A 15,644-nucleotide genomic window follows, 5' to 3' on the forward strand; every position below is an offset into this window, starting at 1 on the left:
GAGAGAATAAGAAAAGAGTAAGAATTTTTCATTCTTACTCTTTTAGTTTATATTTTAATCTTCGTCACTCTAGTCATCTCCACCGTTACCGGAAGATGAGTCGCTGTGGTTAGAAGAGTTATTGTTTGAATCACCAGAATGCTCACTGGAAGCTGATGTGTCAGAGCTAGCTTCTGTACTGTAACTGCTATAGCTAGAATAGTTATAGTACTGCTGGTTATTGTAGTAACGGTTATAGCCAGTACCACTGTTGAGGTAGACATAAGAGCCACTGCGGTAGAGACCATCTGGCATTTCCCAATCTTCTGAAGCAGAGCCGTCTTGAGCTAGGTAAAGCATCATTTCGCGGTAGACATCTGTTGCAACCTTAACCCCGTCATCAAGAATTGGTGTCAGGCGGTTAGAGTAGCCGGTCCAAACAGCCATTGAATACTTAGGCGTGTAACCAACGAAGAGCTCGTCAGGTGTAACAATGCTAGAATAGTAGTAAGGCTTGGTCAACTTAGCTAATTCATCGTCAGCATAGTTGGAGGTACCGGTCTTACCGGCCTGATAAACACCAGAAATAGCAGCGTTTGTACCTGTACCAGACTGCAAGACTGTTTTCATCATATCGGTCATCATGTAGGCTGTCGTTTCCTTCATAGCCTTGGAACCATTGTTGGAGAAGGTCTTCTCCGTTCCGTCACTGAAGACGACGCGATTGACATACTGAGGTTTGTAGTAAGTACCGCCATTGGCAAAAGCAGCATAGGCAGCAGCCATTTTTTCACTGCTGGCTCCGTACTCGTTACCGGATTTGCTGGTATTACTTGAAAAGGCATTAACATAAAACATTTCAGGATAGTTAATCCCAATACGATTTAGGAACTTGAGAGACTCATCCAGACCAACGGCTTCCAGCGTTTTCACGGCAGGAACGTTCCGGGACTCCTGAATAGCGTATTGAATCGTCATCCCGCCATAGTATTTCTTATCCCAGTTGTAGACTGGTGTGCTGGAATACGGGAAGTTATATGGAGCATCCGTGATAGGAGCGGCTGTCGAAGTATAGACTTCATTTTCCAGAGCTGGAGCATAATCGGTGATTGGCTTCATTGTTGAACCGAAGTCACGGTTGGTTTCAACAGCTTGGTTGGTACCAAAGGATACATTGGTAGATTGGTTACGAGAACCGAGCTGGGCAATGACTTTACCAGTTTGCACATCCATAACGGTGGACGCAACCTGCATTTCGTCATCTGGATAAGCTACATAGTCTCCTGTGTTGTAAATATCCCAGAGTTTCTTTTGGGCATCAGTGTTGACGTTTGTATAGACTTCCATACCAGTTGTCAGGACATTGTAGCCAGTCTCTTCTTCTACTTGTTCAATTACTTCCTTAAGATAATTATCCATGTAAGCAGGATAGCTAGTGGAAGCTTTCAAGCTTTGAAGTCCATCGGTTACAGGAGTATTCTTAGCTTGCTCATACTGCTCATCTGTGATGTACTTGAGATCATGCATCTCACGAAGTACCAGATTACGACGGTTGGTCGCAGCCTCTGGGTGAGTGTAAGGGTCATATTGGTTAGGAGCCTGAGGCATACCTGCCAGTAGAGCTGTTTGGTGTAAGCTCAAGTCTTTTAGGTCCTTGCCATAGTAGCTTCGGGCTGCTGTCTGCATACCGTAGTTACTGTTAGACATGTAGACTTTGTTGACATAATAGGTTAAGATTTGCTGCTTGGTTGCTTTACGCTCAAGCTGAGCGGCCAGCCAAGCTTCTTGGATTTTACGTGAAAGAGTCGCATCTGAAGAAGAGGTTGAGAAATAGGACAGCTTAATCAATTGCTGGGTCAGAGTTGATCCCCCTTGGCGACCTCCGCGGATGTTGCTAACAAGGGCACCTGCAATCCGAATAAAGTCTACCCCGCGGTGATTGAAGAAGCGATGGTCTTCAATGGCGACAATGGCGTTGACCAAATCCGTAGGAATTTCACTTGTTTCAGCATTGACCCGCTTTTCAGCGCCTAGGTCTGCAATCAAATTGTTATTGCTGTCAAAAATCTTACTGGATGTGGTCGCGATTAGGTCTTTTTCAGAAAGCTTAGGAGCCTTGACCGCATAGTAGGTAAATACCAAACAGCCAATCACGAATCCAATCATAAGCAGGGTTATAAGTGCACTTGCAAGATATTTCAAAGCCTGCATAAGAGTTTGTTTATTCATTTATAATACCACCTAGTAGTTTTTGTTCGATAATTTCAAGATAAGGGATGCTGGGAAGCTGTTGCATTTCAATCGGATAACCATGCTCTTGGATGTAAGTTAGAGGCATGGACTTCCCTCCCTTGTCGATCTTGTAAAACTCAATTAAATAAGAAGCGGGAAGTAGGTAAGTCTCCCTTAAGCTGGAAAAATGCAGTAAGACAAAACAGATGCCCTTTTGCTCAAGGACTGCCTCCATATGCTCAATCTGATGCGAATGAAAATTTTTCATGGGCATCGATTTTTTCTGTCGGGTTTCCTTGGCTTCAAAGTCAATATAATGGCCCTTGTAGACACCAGAATAGTCTGTTGTGGAAGCTTGCCGAAAGTAAGCCTCTACAATCTTGGCTCGGCTGCGGTGCGGATAATCAACCTTGACAATCTGAATGGGGGTGGGCTTTTTATGGATGACAGCGAGTCCTCTGCTTAGATAGTAGTTGTTGGATTCATTGATCATCTTTTCAAAAGACATCCCACGATTGGCAAAGTTAATCATGCCGGAAACTGGCCTATTGATACTGCTTTTTGCCTTTAGCTTATGCGGATAGTTGACCATAAAACTCCTTATTGGTACAATAGCATCACTCTATTATACCACAAAAAACTTTTTTAAGGGAGAATAAATGACCAGTCTACTAATAACAGGCTACAAAGCCTTTGAAATCGGCGTTTCGACGGAAAAAGATATGAGAATAAATATCATAAAAGAAGCCGCTAAGAGGGATTTAATCCGTTTTTTGGAAGAAGGAGTAGATTGGCTAGTTTTTATGGGCAATCTGGGCTTCGAGTCTTGGGTTTTGGATCTAGCTAATGAATTGAAAAAAGACTATGAATTTCAGACGGCAACCATCTTTCTCTTTGAGAATCAAGGTGAAAATTGGAACGAAGCCAATCAGGCAAAATTAGCTGCTTTTAAGCAAACCGATTTCGTCAAGTATGCTTATCCGACCTACCAAAATCCTAGTCAGTTTCGTGATTACAATCAATTCGTCATTCAAAATACAGACGGAGCCTACCTCTTTTATGATGAAGAACAGGAGACAAAACTGAAATATCTTTACCAAGAAATGAAAAAACAAGAACAATATTTTATCAAAAAATTAACATTTGATGACTTGAATGAAGTGGCCGAAAATTTTTCGGGAAATTAGATGATAAATCTTGATTTTTATTAGGCATTTTGTTTATAATTGAATATGATAAACTAGATTGGAGAGAGAAGATGGCAAGTATTATTTTTACAGCAAAAGATATTTTTGATCAGGATTTTAAACGCGAAGTACGCGGCTATAGTAAGTCCGAAGTGGATGAGTTTTTGGATGATATTATCAAGGATTATGAGACTTATGCAGCCTTGGTAAAGGAGCTGCGTGAGGAAAATCGCCGTCTCAAGGAAGAGTTGGCTGCGAAGCCGGTTGAAAAAGCACCGGTTCAGCCGACTCAGCCTGTCCAATCAACACAAGCGACTCAGTCGACTGTGGAAAGCTTCCCTCAGATGACTTCTGCGACTAACTTTGATATCTTGAAACGCTTGAACCGCCTCGAAAAGGAAGTATTCGGGAAACAGATTTTGGATCGTGAATAATGGTTCTTTTAGAACAGTGCAATTTTTGGATAATCGCGTGGAAATTTTAGATTTTCATGAGGAAAGTCCATGCTAGCACTGGCTGTGATGCCGGTAGTGTTTGTGCTAGGCGAAGAAATAAGCCTAGGGACGGATTTTTCCGTTACGGCGACTGAAATGGCTAAGTCTTTGGATATGTCTGATTAGGTCTGAAAGTGCCACAGTGACGTAGTTCTTCTGGAAACAGAAGAAGTGGAACGCGGTAAACCCCTCAAGCTAGCAACCCAAACTTTGGTCGGGGCATGGAGTGCGTGGAAGCGAACATAGCACTCTGACTGGAAACAGTAGACAGATGATTATCGAAGGAAATGGTACCTAGTCATTTCCGGAACAAAACATGGCTTACAGAAAATTGCATATAGGCTGAGGCTGGGACGGCAAGTCCTGTCCTCTTTAAATTTTATAATAGAATAGCAAGAGAGTGGCTGAGCGCTCTATTCTCTGCCAAGTTCAACTAGCTGTTGCTTCATTTGTCTGATGGATATTTCAAGGAATGAGCTAGCTGATAAATGGTAGCGAAACCTTCTCAGCCCAAAATTTAAAAAGGGAGAGTGAGGAAAATCGATGTGACGAAATCACGATTTTTGTCTCACTCCCTTTGTTTATATAGATTGGAATCCATTTAAAAAGCCAAGATGAAAGAAAAATTTAATTTAATTGCGACCGCAGCGGCAGGGCTAGAAGCTGTCGTCGGCCGTGAAATCAGAGAGCTGGGACTTGATTGTCAGGTCGAAAATGGCCGGGTTCGCTTCGAGGGTGATGTCAGTACCATTATTCAAACCAATCTCTGGCTGCGCGCGGCCGATCGGATTAAGATTGTAGTTGGCAGTTTTCCAGCTAAGACTTTTGAAGAGCTCTTTCAGGGAGTTTTTGCTCTGGATTGGGAGAATTATCTACCGCTGGGAGCTAAATTTCCTATTGCCAAGGCTAAATGCGTCAAGTCAAAACTTCACAATGAGCCTAGTGTTCAGGCTATTTCTAAAAAGGCAGTTGTCAAGAAGCTGCAGAAGCATTATGCACGTCCGGAAGGGGTGCTCCTGCAGGAAAATGGAGCTGAGTTTAGGATAGAGGTTTCTATCTTAAAAGATGTTGTGACAGTCATGATTGATACGACAGGATCTAGCCTCTTCAAACGTGGCTATCGGGCAGATAAGGGCGGTGCACCAATCAAGGAGAATATGGCAGCAGCTATTTTACTCCTCTCCAATTGGTATCCTGATAAGCCTTTGATAGACCCGACTTGCGGCTCTGGTACTTTTTGTATCGAGGCAGCCATGATTGGGATGAAGATGGCGCCGGGACTCCATCGTTCCTTTGCCTTTGAAGACTGGAATTGGGTGGATAAAGACCTGGTAGCTCAGGCTCGCTCGACTGCACTCAGTCAGATTGATCAGACCATCCAGCTGGATATTTCTGGATCGGATATCGATGGCCGTATGGTAGAACTAGCTCGAAAAAACGCTGAGCAAGCAGGAGTTGCAGAGCAGATTCACTTCAAGCAGATGCGTCTGCAGGATTTGCATACAGATAAGATTAATGGTGTGATTATCTCTAATCCGCCGTATGGGGAGCGCCTCCTAGATGATGAGACTGTGACTCGTCTTTATCAGGAAATGGGAGAAACCTTTGCTCCGCTCAAAACTTGGAGCAAGTTTATCCTGACTAGCGATGAAGCGTTTGAAAGCAAATACGGCAGTCAGGCCGATAAAAAACGCAAACTTTATAATGGAACTTTAAAAGTTGATTTATATCAGTATTTTGGCCAGCGGGTCAAACGTCAGTTAGATTAGAAAGGATTTGCCGTGACGAAAGAAGAAAACTACTCACCGGAAGAAGAAAAGAAAGAGTCGGTCCTTGATTTTGAAGAGGCCAAGGAAATGACAGTCGGACAAGCCACTCGTAAAAAAGAGGAGCTGGAAGCCGGTGTGAATGAAAGTGACAATGTGCTAGATAAGTATATCAAGCAGCACCGTCAGGAAATCGAAGCTGGAAAATTTGAAACCCAGAAAATCAGAAAGCTGCAGGAGCAGGAAGCAGCTCAAACTGAGCAAGCCTCTTCTGATTTGACCGACTTCATCAAAGAAAGACGGCAAGAGGTTGAAAGTGAACAGGAGATTCCAACAGCTCAGTTGACAGGCACTGAGAGAGCAAGTGAGCCAGAAGCAGCTCCAAACCCCTTAGGTTCTCGCAGTCAACGCTCAGAGCAAGCTGATGCGGTTCCTGCCGCTCCCGTTCAAAAGACATCTTACGGTCCTATTCCAGAACCGCTTGATGAGAAGGAATTACAGGTTCCTAAGACGCCTTTCTACAAGAAAAAAGCTTTCCTTTATCCAGTCTTAGGACTTTTAGGGATTGCTGTAGCGGGCACAGGGCTTTACTTTGCTCTGGGGCATAATTGGGGCCACAAGACCGTTACAAGCTCCAACTCTTCAACATCGCAGTCCAGCAAAAAGAGCTCGTCTTCCTCTAGCTCTGATAATATTGCCAAGGATTTGAAGTCCTTTAATGATGAGTATGCTGCATTTTTCACAGATAGCAATCAAACAGCTGTCAAAAACAGTAAATTTGGTGACTTGGAAAAATTAAAAGCATTACTTGAAAAGCTAAAAGGCAGCAAAGACTATGATGCCGCTAAGAGCAAGTATGATTCCTTGGTCAAGCAGATTTCGGCTATCCAAAGTGTCAATTCGCAGTTTGACGGCGGAGCGATTACTGACGGTGTCTTGAACAAGGATGCCAAGGCGAATACAAATGCGACCTTCTCAGATGTATCAAGTGGCAATGCTAAATTAGATGAAGTTCTAAAGGCAGCAATTGCCCAAGGACGTAGTCAACAAGTACCAACACCAGCTCCTGCTACTGATCAGGGAGGCACTGGTGCGGGTACAAGCGGCGGTTCAAGTGCATCTGCTTCTGGTTCAGGCGCTTCCAGCTCACACTCTGGCTATGGTCTTCCTAGCAATGGAGTAAATCTTCAGAGAGATCTCAGTCGTGTCCCTTATAACCAAGCAGCTATTGATGACGTCAACAATCCAGCTTGGACATTCAATCCTGGTGTTCTGGAGAAGATTTTGCAAACATCTCGTGAGCGCGGCTATATTTCTGGAGACAACTATATTCTGGAACGCGTCAATATTATCAAAGGAAACGGCTACTACAACCTCTTCAAACCAGACGGCACCTACCTCTTCAGTATCAACTGTAAGACGGGATACTTCGTCGGCAATGGACCAGGTCATGCTGACTCACTTGATTTCTAGTCATCTTTGAACATTTCTTCAGCAGCTGACTTTCTAGTTTGTTGATGGATTTCATTATACATGCACAAAAAAAGTTCTCGATTTCGAGAACTTTTTATTGTTTTAAATCACATGGCGTTCAAAGGCATCATCTGAGATTCCTTGGCTGAGAATAAGTTTAGCCCATTCTTTGGCTGAGAAGAGGCTGTGATCCTTGTAGTTTCCGCAGGATTCAATGGTTGTTCCAGGGACATCTTCCCAGCTAGTTGACTCAGCGATTTCTTCCAGACAGGATTTGATGACCTGAGCAATCTGGCTGGAGCTGTGTTGGCCCCACATAATCATGTGAAAACCAGTGCGACAGCCAAAAGGTGAGCAATCAATCATACCATCAATGCGCTTGCGAATCAGCATGGCCAGCAAATGCTCGATAGTATGCAGACCGGCTGTCGGGATTGAATCTTCATTCGGCTGAACCAGACGGATATCAAAATTGGAAATGATGTCGCCTTTAGGGCCAGTTTCTTCTCCGATAAGGCGGACATAAGGCGCTTTGACAATGGTGTGATCCAGCTCAAAGCTTTCGACGATAACTTCTTTAGACATGGTTTCTCCTTTACAATGTAGTGAGTGCGAGAAGGTTTTTCTAGTGATATCAAGCCATTGGTTTGTCTTGTTAGCGAAGAAAAAGCCTATCTCATATGCATCTTTTCTTCTCTGATTATAGCATAAAAATTTTTTATTTGGGAATAAAGTTTAAGTTTTAGAAAAATGAAAAATTTGAACAATCGTGCTTATGGTTTGAAAAAGTTTTGGTGCTCAGGCTTCTACAAACGTTGAAGATTTTGTCTCTAAAAAATGGACAAAAGCTTTCTTGATTTTCAAAAAATAGGTTTGTGAATTTTTTAGATTTGTGATAGAATAGTATGGAATTTTGAATTCAACAATTAAATAGATTTGGAGTAAAAACATGGACCTATTTCCTATAATTATGTCTGTTTTTGCTGCCATCATTGGTTTAGTGATTGGATATGTAAGTGTCTCGGCTAAGATGAAATCATCTAAAGAAGCTGCGGAGCTTACTCTTTTAAATGCTGAACAAGAAGCAACCAATTTACGCGGACAGGCTGAACGTGAAGCTGATTTGATTGTCAAAGAAGCTAAGCGGGAAACAAGTTCGCTTAAAAAAGAAGCACTTTTGGAGGCAAAGGAAGAAGCCAGAAAATATCGTGAACAAGTTGATGCAGAATTTAAGTCTGAGCGTCAAGAGTTGAAACAAATCGAAAGCCGCTTGACAGAGCGTGCTTCGACCCTTGACCGCAAAGACGATAATTTAAGCAACAAAGAAAAGGCTTTGGAGCAAAAAGAACAAAGTCTCTCAGATAAATCTAAACACATTGATGCGCGTGAAGAACAAGTAGCGGAACTTGAAAAGCAGAAGGCAGCAGAGCTGGAGCGAGTTGCTTCGCTATCGCAGACAGAAGCGCGTGATATTATTTTGACGCAGACCGAAGACAAGCTTTCTAAAGAGATTGCGACTAGGATTCGGGATGCTGAGCAAGATATCAAAGAGCGGTCTGACAAGGTTGCGAAGAATATCTTGGTCCAAGCCATGCAGCGTATTGCCGGTGATTATGTCGCTGAGCAAACCAACTCAACGGTGCATCTGCCAGATGACAGTATGAAGGGCCGGATTATTGGCCGTGAAGGTCGCAATATCCGAACTTTTGAAAGTCTGACTGGTATTGATGTCATCATTGATGACACGCCTGAAGTGGTTACTCTCTCAGGTTTTGATCCGATTCGTCGCGAAATTGCTCGTATGACCATGGAAGCACTTTTGAAAGACGGTCGCATTCACCCAGCCCGCATCGAGGAGTTGGTTGAGAAGAACCGCCTGGAAATTGACAATCGCATTCGTGAGTACGGAGAAGCCGCTGCTTATGAAATCGGAGCTCCTAATCTGCATCCTGATCTGATGAAAATCATGGGTCGCTTGCAGTTCCGCACTTCTTATGGTCAGAACGTCCTTCGGCACTCTATTGAGGTTGCCAAGCTTTCCGGTATCATTGCTGCTGAGCTGGGTGAAAATGCTAATTTAGCTCGCCGTGCTGGATTCCTCCATGATATTGGCAAGTCTATCGACCGTGAGGTTGAGGGGAGCCACGTGGAAATTGGAACAGAACTGGCTCGTAAGTACAAGGAGCATCCAGTCGTTGTTAATACCATTGCCAGCCACCACGGGGATGTGGAAGCAGAAAGTGTCATTGCTGTTATCGTAGCTGCAGCAGACGCTCTTAGTGCCGCTCGGCCAGGTGCCCGCAGTGAATCTCTGGAAAGCTATATCAAGCGTCTCCAAGATTTGGAAGAAATCGCTAATAGTTTCAAGGGTGTCAAGAACAGTTTTGCTTTACAAGCCGGCCGGGAAATCCGGATTATGGTTCAGCCGGACAAGATTAAGGATGACAAGATTACGATTTTGGCTCACGATGTTCGTGAAAAGATCGAAAACAACTTGGAATATCCGGGCAATATCAAGGTAACGGTTATCCGTGAGATGCGTGCCGTTGACTACGCAAAATAAAGAAGAAATGCAGTCTGGTAACAGATTGCTTTTTTCTTGAATGTTCTGCTGGTCTATTTTATTTTCCGTATGATTGCTTGCTTATTTTTCTATTTTCTCAAAACTCTAGACACATACATTTCTTCCTATCCTCTTGAAATATCAGTCTAATTTTGTTACACTAGATAGAAAGACTGTGAAGGAGACATGATGACGGAACGAGGCTTACTAATCGTCTTTTCTGGTCCCTCTGGTGTAGGAAAAGGGACTGTTAGACGAGAAATTTTTGAAAGCACTGATAACCAATTCCAGTACTCGGTATCCATGACGACTCGTCCTCAGCGTCCAGGTGAAGTGGATGGAGTTGACTATTTCTTCCGCACTCGCGAGGAGTTTGAAGAGTTGATTCGCCAGGGCCAGATGCTGGAGTATGCAGAGTATGTAGGAAACTACTACGGGACGCCTCTGACTTATGTCAATGAAACGCTGGATAAAGGTATTGATGTCTTCCTAGAGATTGAGGTTCAGGGAGCTTTACAAGTCAAGAAAAAAGTTCCAGATGCCGTCTTTATTTTTTTGACTCCTCCAGACTTAGAAGAACTTAAAGACCGCTTGGTCGGACGTGGGACAGACAGTGCGGAGATTATCGCCCAGCGCATTGAAAAGGCCAAAGAAGAAATTGCCCTCATGCGCGAGTATGATTATGCCATTGTCAATGATCAGGTGCCGCTGGCTGCCGACCGTGTCAAGCGCGTGATTGAAGCAGAGCATTTCCGAGTAGACCGTGTTATCGGCCGTTATCAGGACATGCTTCCAAAAAATGAAACGATTATTCGATAGAAAGTTAGAAATTAGGTAGAAAATTATGATGTTAAAACCGTCTATTGACACTTTGCTGGACAAGGTTCCGTCAAAATATTCCTTGGTTATTTTAGAAGCTAAGCGCGCTCATGAGCTTGAAGCTGGAGCTCCCGCTACGCAGGAATTCAAGTCTGTCAAATCCACTCTTCGTGCTTTGGAAGAAATTGAATCCGGCAATGTCGTTATCCATCCAGATCCAGAAGGCAAGCGCGAGGCAGTTCGCCGTCGGGCAGAAGAAGAGCGTCTGCGTAAAGAAGAAGAAGAGCGCAAGATTAAAGAGCAAATCGCTAAAGAAAAAGAAGAAGGTGAGAAGATTTAAGGTTGGGGATGCTCAATCTTATTTTTTCTGTAATGATGTTGAGGAAAGCGGGGTGAGAGTGTGAAAGTAGCAAAGATTATTGTGGATGTTCCTCTGATGCAGACGGACAAGCCCTATAGCTATGCTATTCCAGAAGAGTTTGCAGGGATGCTGGAGGCTGGCATGCGGGTCCATGTCCCTTTTGGGCAGGGAAATCGCCTGATTCAGGGGATTGTGGTCGGCTTTGATGAGATGGGAGACCGAGAAGAGCTGAAGGAGATTGCGGAAGTCCTTGATTTCAGTCCCGTGCTGAATCAGGAACAGCTCTGGCTGGCGGACGAGCTGCGCAAGTCAGTCTTTTCCTATAAGATTAGCCTTTTAAAGGCCATGCTGCCTAGTCTTCTCAACTCCAGCTATGATAAACTACTCTATCAGACGGAGCTGCTGAATGATGAGGAACGTTCAGCTATCTTTGGACAGGAGGACAGCCTTCGCTTTTCTGATTTGGACAAGAAAAGCCAGGCCAAGCTGATGCGACTGACCCAGACTGGCCGCATTCGGCTGGAGTATCAGGCGACGGACAAGAAGCATATTAAGACTGAGAAATGGTATCAGGTCAATCATACCGCTCTGCAAAATCATGACCTTCCCCGACAAGCCAAGAAAAAACAAGCATTAAAAGAAGTCTTGTTGGAGCAGCAGGACAGCCAGCTCTTGGCTGATTTACGAGAAAAGTTTTCGCGCGATATTATTAATTACTTTATCAAAGAAAATCTAATTAACATAGAAGATAGAGAAATCAGCCGTTCTGCTGCTTATTTCCAAAAGGAGCGGCAGCAGCAAAGCCTGACCTTAAATGATGAACAAGCTGCAGCGGTTGCGGCAATCACTCAGAAAATTGGTCAGAGTCATTCTCAGCCAGTCCTCTTAGAAGGGGTTACTGGCAGCGGGAAGACCGAAGTTTACCTGCAGGTCATCGCAGAGGCACTGGCCCAGGGCAAGACCGCTATCATGCTGGTTCCGGAGATTTCTCTGACTCCGCAGGTTACAGATCGCTTTATTTCTAGATTTGGGGACCAAGTTGCTATTTTGCATTCTGGTCTGTCTGACGGTGAGAAATATGATGAGTGGCGCAAGGTGGAGCGAGGAGCTGCCCAGGTTGTTGTTGGTGCGCGTTCAGCTATTTTTGCTCCGCTGACAAATATTGGAGCCATTATCATTGATGAAGAGCATGAATCTTCCTACAAGCAGGATTCCAATCCTCGCTATCATGCTAGAGAGGTGGCTCTCTTGCGAGCTCAGTACAATCAAGCTGTCTTAGTGCTGGGTTCGGCGACTCCGAGCTTGGAGAGTCGTGCTCGAGCAAGCCGTGGTGTCTATGATTTTCAGCTGCTCAGCAAGCGCGCAAATCCGCTGGCGCAGATTCCTCAAGTGGAAGTGGTGGATTTTCGGGATTACATCGGGCAGCATGAAGCCAGTAATTTCACCCCGGTTCTGCTAAAGGCTATTCAAGATCGTCTGGATAAGGGAGAGCAGACGGTTCTTATGCTCAACAGGCGGGGGTATTCCAGCTTTGTTATGTGTCGGGAATGCGGGACCGTTGATAGCTGTCCTAACTGTGATATTTCTCTGACCCTGCATATGGACACCAAGACCATGAACTGCCACTACTGTGGTTTTACTAAGAACATCCCTCATAGTTGTCCTAACTGTGCCAGCCGCAGCATCCGCTATTATGGCACTGGGACGCAGAAAGCCTATGATGAGCTGGTTCAGCTCTTTCCACAGGCTCGTATTTTGCGGATGGATGTAGATACGACCCGTAAGAAAGGCAGTCATGAAGCTATTTTAGAAAGCTTTGGTCAGGGGCAGGCAGATATTCTCTTAGGCACTCAGATGATTGCCAAGGGATTGGATTTTCCAAACGTGACGCTAGTTGGTGTACTCAATGCAGACACAGCTCTTAATCTGCCGGACTTTCGCTCTTCAGAGCGAACCTTCCAGCTGCTGACTCAGGTGGCAGGCCGTGCTGGTCGGGCTGAAAAGGCTGGTCAGGTCTTTATCCAGTCCTACAATCCTCATCATTATGCCATTGAGTTTGCCAAGCAGCAGGATTACGAGGGCTTTTATGCTTATGAAATGGGAATCCGCCGGCAGCTAGGCTATCCGCCATATTACTTTACGGTCGGCCTGACTCTGTCGCATAAGGATGAAGAGACAGCAGTGCGAAAAGCCTATGAGGTTATGGATGTTCTGCGGAGCGGTCTGTCAGAAAAAGTGCAAATCTTGGGTCCAACGCCGAAGCCCATAGCTCGTACCCACAATCTCTATCATTATCAGATTTTGCTCAAATATCGCTTTGAAGACAAGCTGCAGGCGACACTAAATCAAGTCTTGGACTGGACACAGAATCGGGACAATAAAGATTTACGTCTGACAATTGATAATGAACCACAAAATTTTATGTAAAGCTTTTTAGCCGAGATTAAGGTTGTTGCAGGCGACTTCTGATATAATAAGGGAAGGAACAAAGAAGGAATCAATAGTTGAAAATGATGAAAATAATATTTATGGGAACACCAGACTTCTCAGCGACTGTCCTAAAAGGGCTGCTGGACAGCGGTCAATATGAAGTGTTAGCAGTGGTAACGCAGCCGGACCGTGCCGTCGGCCGTAAAAGAGAGATTCGCATGACTCCAGTAAAAGAATTGGCCTTGGAATACGGGCTGCAAGTTTATCAACCGGAAAAGCTGGCTCAAAGCTCGGATTTAGAGGAGTTGATGAACTTAGAAGCAGATGGTATTGTCACAGCTGCTTTTGGGCAGTTTTTACCTAGCTGCTTACTGGACAGTGTTGACTTTGCGGTGAATGTTCATGCTTCTTTGCTGCCTAAATACCGAGGTGGTGCGCCCATTCACTATGCTCTGATCAATGGTGATGAGCAAGCGGGTGTTACGATTATGGAAATGGTCAAGGAAATGGATGCTGGAGACATGATAGCCAGCAGAGCGGTGCAGATTGAAGAGACTGACAATGTCGGAACTCTCTTTGAAAAATTGGCGATTATTGGTCGAGATCTGTTATTGGATGTGCTGCCAGCCTATAGGGCAGGGCAGATTATCCCTCAGCCGCAAGATCCTAGTCAGGTCACTTTCTCTCCGAATATCAGCCCAGAAGAAGAGAGGATAGACTGGAGCAAAACAAACCGACAAATTTTCAATCAAATTCGTGGCATGTATCCTTGGCCAGTAGCTCATACCTTGCTGCAGGGACAACGCTTTAAGGTTTATGAAGCAGATATGGTAGCTGGCAGCGGTCAGCCGGGACAGATATTGTCTATTAGTAAAAAAGAACTGGTGGTTGCAGCTGGTAAGGGAGCCCTCTCGCTGAAGACGGTTCAGCCTGCTGGTAAGCCCAAGATGGCTATCGTTGATTTTTTGAATGGACTGGGCCGCAGCCTGTCCCTAGGAGATACTTTTGGAAAGTAAGCAAAAAACGGCCCGTTGGCAGGTCTTGGAAATTTTGGAAGAAGTTTTTGAAGAAGGAGCCTATTCCAATATCGCCTTAAACCGGGCTCTGAATCAAAGCTTGCTGAGTCAAGCAGATAAAGGTCTGGTAACAGAGCTGGTTTACGGCACAGTTGCTCGGAAAATCACACTGGAGTGGTATCTATCCCATTTGATTGAGGATAGGGATAAATTGGATAACTGGCTCTACATTCTGCTTATGCTCAGTCTGTACCAGATGCTCTATCTGGATAAAATCCCTCAACATGCAGCTGTTCATGAGGCTGTTGAGATTGCGAAAATCCGTAAGCGTGGCAGTGAGAAATTTGTCAATGCCTTGTTACGTAGGATTGAGCGTGAGGGTGTGTCTGATTTTGAAACAATCAAGCGCAAAAACAAGCGCTACTCGATCCAGTATTCTCTGCCGGTCTGGCTGGTCAAAGATCTGATAGAAGAGTTTGGCGAAGAAAGGGCTCTAGCTATCTTTGCCAGTCTCTTTGTTCGAAGTAAGGCCAGCATTCGCGTGACGGATATGTCGCGCAAGGCAGAGCTTCGCCAGCTTTTAGGGGCTGAGGACTCTCTTTTATCTCCGTCAGCCTTGGTTAAGAGACAAGGACATTTTGCTGGGCATCAGCTCTTTGAAAGAGGAGCGATTACGATTCAGGATGAGTCTAGCCAGCTTGTGGCTCCTACTCTGGCCATAGAAGGAGAGGAGCAGATTTTGGATGCTTGCAGTGCACCGGGGGGCAAGACTGTCCACATGGCTTCCTATCTGACGAGCGGCCACATTACAGCCTTGGACCTCTATGATCATAAGTTAGAACTCGTAGAAGAAAATGCAAAAAGACTGGGCTTGGCAGATAAAATCACCACTAAAAAGCTGGACGCGACCAAAGTGTTTGAGACATTTGGCCCAGATGCTTTCGATAAAATCTTGGTGGACGCTCCTTGCTCAGGTATTGGCTTAATTCGCCGCAAACCAGATATAAAATATAATAAAGAAAATGCAGATTTTGAGAATTTACAAAAAATTCAGCTGGATATACTAGACAGCGTTTGTCAAAGTCTACGTAAAGGTGGTATAATAGCTTATAGTACTTGCACGATTATGGCCAAAGAGAATTTTGAGGTTGTCGAAAAATTTCTGGCCAGTCATCCGAACTTTGAGCAAGTCTTATTAGACCATGAAAGAAAAGATATCGTCAAAGACGGCTGTATCTTAATTACGCCGGAATTATATGAAAGCGACGGATTTTTTATCAGTCAATTTAGGAAGATATCGGAATAAGAGGAGGAAACTGACAGT

The 15,644-nt window shown here is 44.5% G+C and carries 13 protein-coding genes and 1 other RNA gene; 11 read left to right on the forward strand and 3 right to left on the reverse strand.

Annotated elements, in window-relative coordinates:
• Positions 1–69: 69 nt before the first annotated feature.
• Both pbp1a and recU read right to left on the reverse strand, forming a co-directional pair.
• Complete coding sequence (gene pbp1a, locus DQM55_RS02705) at positions 70–2,208, reverse strand: penicillin-binding protein PBP1A (protein WP_061592652.1); 2,139 nt, start codon at positions 2,206–2,208, stop codon at positions 70–72.
• The gene (gene recU / locus DQM55_RS02710) at positions 2,201–2,803 is read right to left on the reverse strand and encodes a Holliday junction resolvase RecU (RefSeq protein WP_111675390.1); all 603 of its coding nucleotides are present in this window, start codon (positions 2,801–2,803) and stop codon (positions 2,201–2,203) included. The genes pbp1a and recU overlap by 8 nt, the downstream gene beginning before the upstream one ends.
• 67 nt (positions 2,804–2,870) lie before the next feature.
• Here recU and DQM55_RS02715 point away from each other — a divergent pair, with 67 nt between their 5' ends.
• The 5 genes from DQM55_RS02715 (at position 2,871) to DQM55_RS02740 (ending at position 7,131) form a co-directional block, all read left to right on the forward strand.
• Complete coding sequence (locus DQM55_RS02715) at positions 2,871–3,398, forward strand: SLOG family protein (RefSeq protein WP_111675391.1); 528 nt, start codon at positions 2,871–2,873, stop codon at positions 3,396–3,398.
• Positions 3,399–3,469: 71 nt separating this feature from the next.
• On the forward strand, positions 3,470–3,832 hold the full coding sequence (gene gpsB, locus DQM55_RS02720) for a cell division regulator GpsB (RefSeq protein WP_050540601.1): 363 nt from the start codon (positions 3,470–3,472) through the stop codon (positions 3,830–3,832).
• Positions 3,833–3,853: 21 nt separating this feature from the next.
• An RNA gene (rnpB, locus tag DQM55_RS02725) (RNase P RNA component class B) lies at positions 3,854–4,221 on the forward strand.
• 285 nt (positions 4,222–4,506) lie between these two features.
• On the forward strand, positions 4,507–5,661 hold the full coding sequence (locus tag DQM55_RS02735) for a THUMP domain-containing class I SAM-dependent RNA methyltransferase (protein WP_111675392.1): 1,155 nt from the start codon (positions 4,507–4,509) through the stop codon (positions 5,659–5,661).
• 12 nt (positions 5,662–5,673) lie between these two features.
• Entirely contained in the window at positions 5,674–7,131 is a 1,458-nt protein-coding gene (locus DQM55_RS02740; RefSeq protein ID WP_111675393.1) for a cell division site-positioning protein MapZ family protein, read from the forward strand.
• Positions 7,132–7,233: 102 nt separating this feature from the next.
• Here DQM55_RS02740 and DQM55_RS02745 read toward each other — a convergent pair whose 3' ends face one another.
• The gene (locus DQM55_RS02745) at positions 7,234–7,716 is read right to left on the reverse strand and encodes an S-ribosylhomocysteine lyase (protein WP_002893508.1); all 483 of its coding nucleotides are present in this window, start codon (positions 7,714–7,716) and stop codon (positions 7,234–7,236) included.
• Between the two features lie 364 nt (positions 7,717–8,080).
• On the opposite strand from DQM55_RS02745, the gene DQM55_RS02750 reads away from it, so the two are divergent.
• The 6 genes from DQM55_RS02750 (at position 8,081) to rsmB (ending at position 15,626) form a co-directional block, all read left to right on the forward strand.
• On the forward strand, positions 8,081–9,694 hold the full coding sequence (locus tag DQM55_RS02750; protein ID WP_002893506.1) for a ribonuclease Y: 1,614 nt from the start codon (positions 8,081–8,083) through the stop codon (positions 9,692–9,694).
• Positions 9,695–9,880: 186 nt separating this feature from the next.
• Complete coding sequence (gmk, locus tag DQM55_RS02755) at positions 9,881–10,513, forward strand: guanylate kinase (RefSeq protein ID WP_002893505.1); 633 nt, start codon at positions 9,881–9,883, stop codon at positions 10,511–10,513.
• 25 nt (positions 10,514–10,538) lie between these two features.
• Entirely contained in the window at positions 10,539–10,853 is a 315-nt protein-coding gene (rpoZ, locus tag DQM55_RS02760; protein ID WP_002893503.1) for a DNA-directed RNA polymerase subunit omega, read from the forward strand.
• A 60-nt stretch (positions 10,854–10,913) separates the two neighbouring features.
• Positions 10,914–13,301 carry a primosomal protein N' gene (locus tag DQM55_RS02765; RefSeq protein WP_111675394.1) on the forward strand — a complete coding sequence of 796 codons (2,388 nt, stop codon included), beginning with the start codon at positions 10,914–10,916 and terminating at the stop codon, positions 13,299–13,301.
• 83 nt (positions 13,302–13,384) lie between these two features.
• Positions 13,385–14,320: a methionyl-tRNA formyltransferase gene (gene fmt / locus DQM55_RS02770; RefSeq protein WP_111675395.1), complete on the forward strand. Its 936-nt coding sequence runs from the start codon at positions 13,385–13,387 to the stop codon at positions 14,318–14,320.
• Positions 14,310–15,626: a 16S rRNA (cytosine(967)-C(5))-methyltransferase RsmB gene (rsmB, locus tag DQM55_RS02775; RefSeq protein ID WP_002926518.1), complete on the forward strand. Its 1,317-nt coding sequence runs from the start codon at positions 14,310–14,312 to the stop codon at positions 15,624–15,626. The genes fmt and rsmB overlap by 11 nt, the downstream gene beginning before the upstream one ends.
• Positions 15,627–15,644: the final 18 nt, after the last annotated feature.

It is taken from the genome of Streptococcus sanguinis, assembly GCF_900475275.1.
GTDB classification, from domain to species: Bacteria; Bacillota; Bacilli; order Lactobacillales; family Streptococcaceae; genus Streptococcus; species Streptococcus sanguinis_N.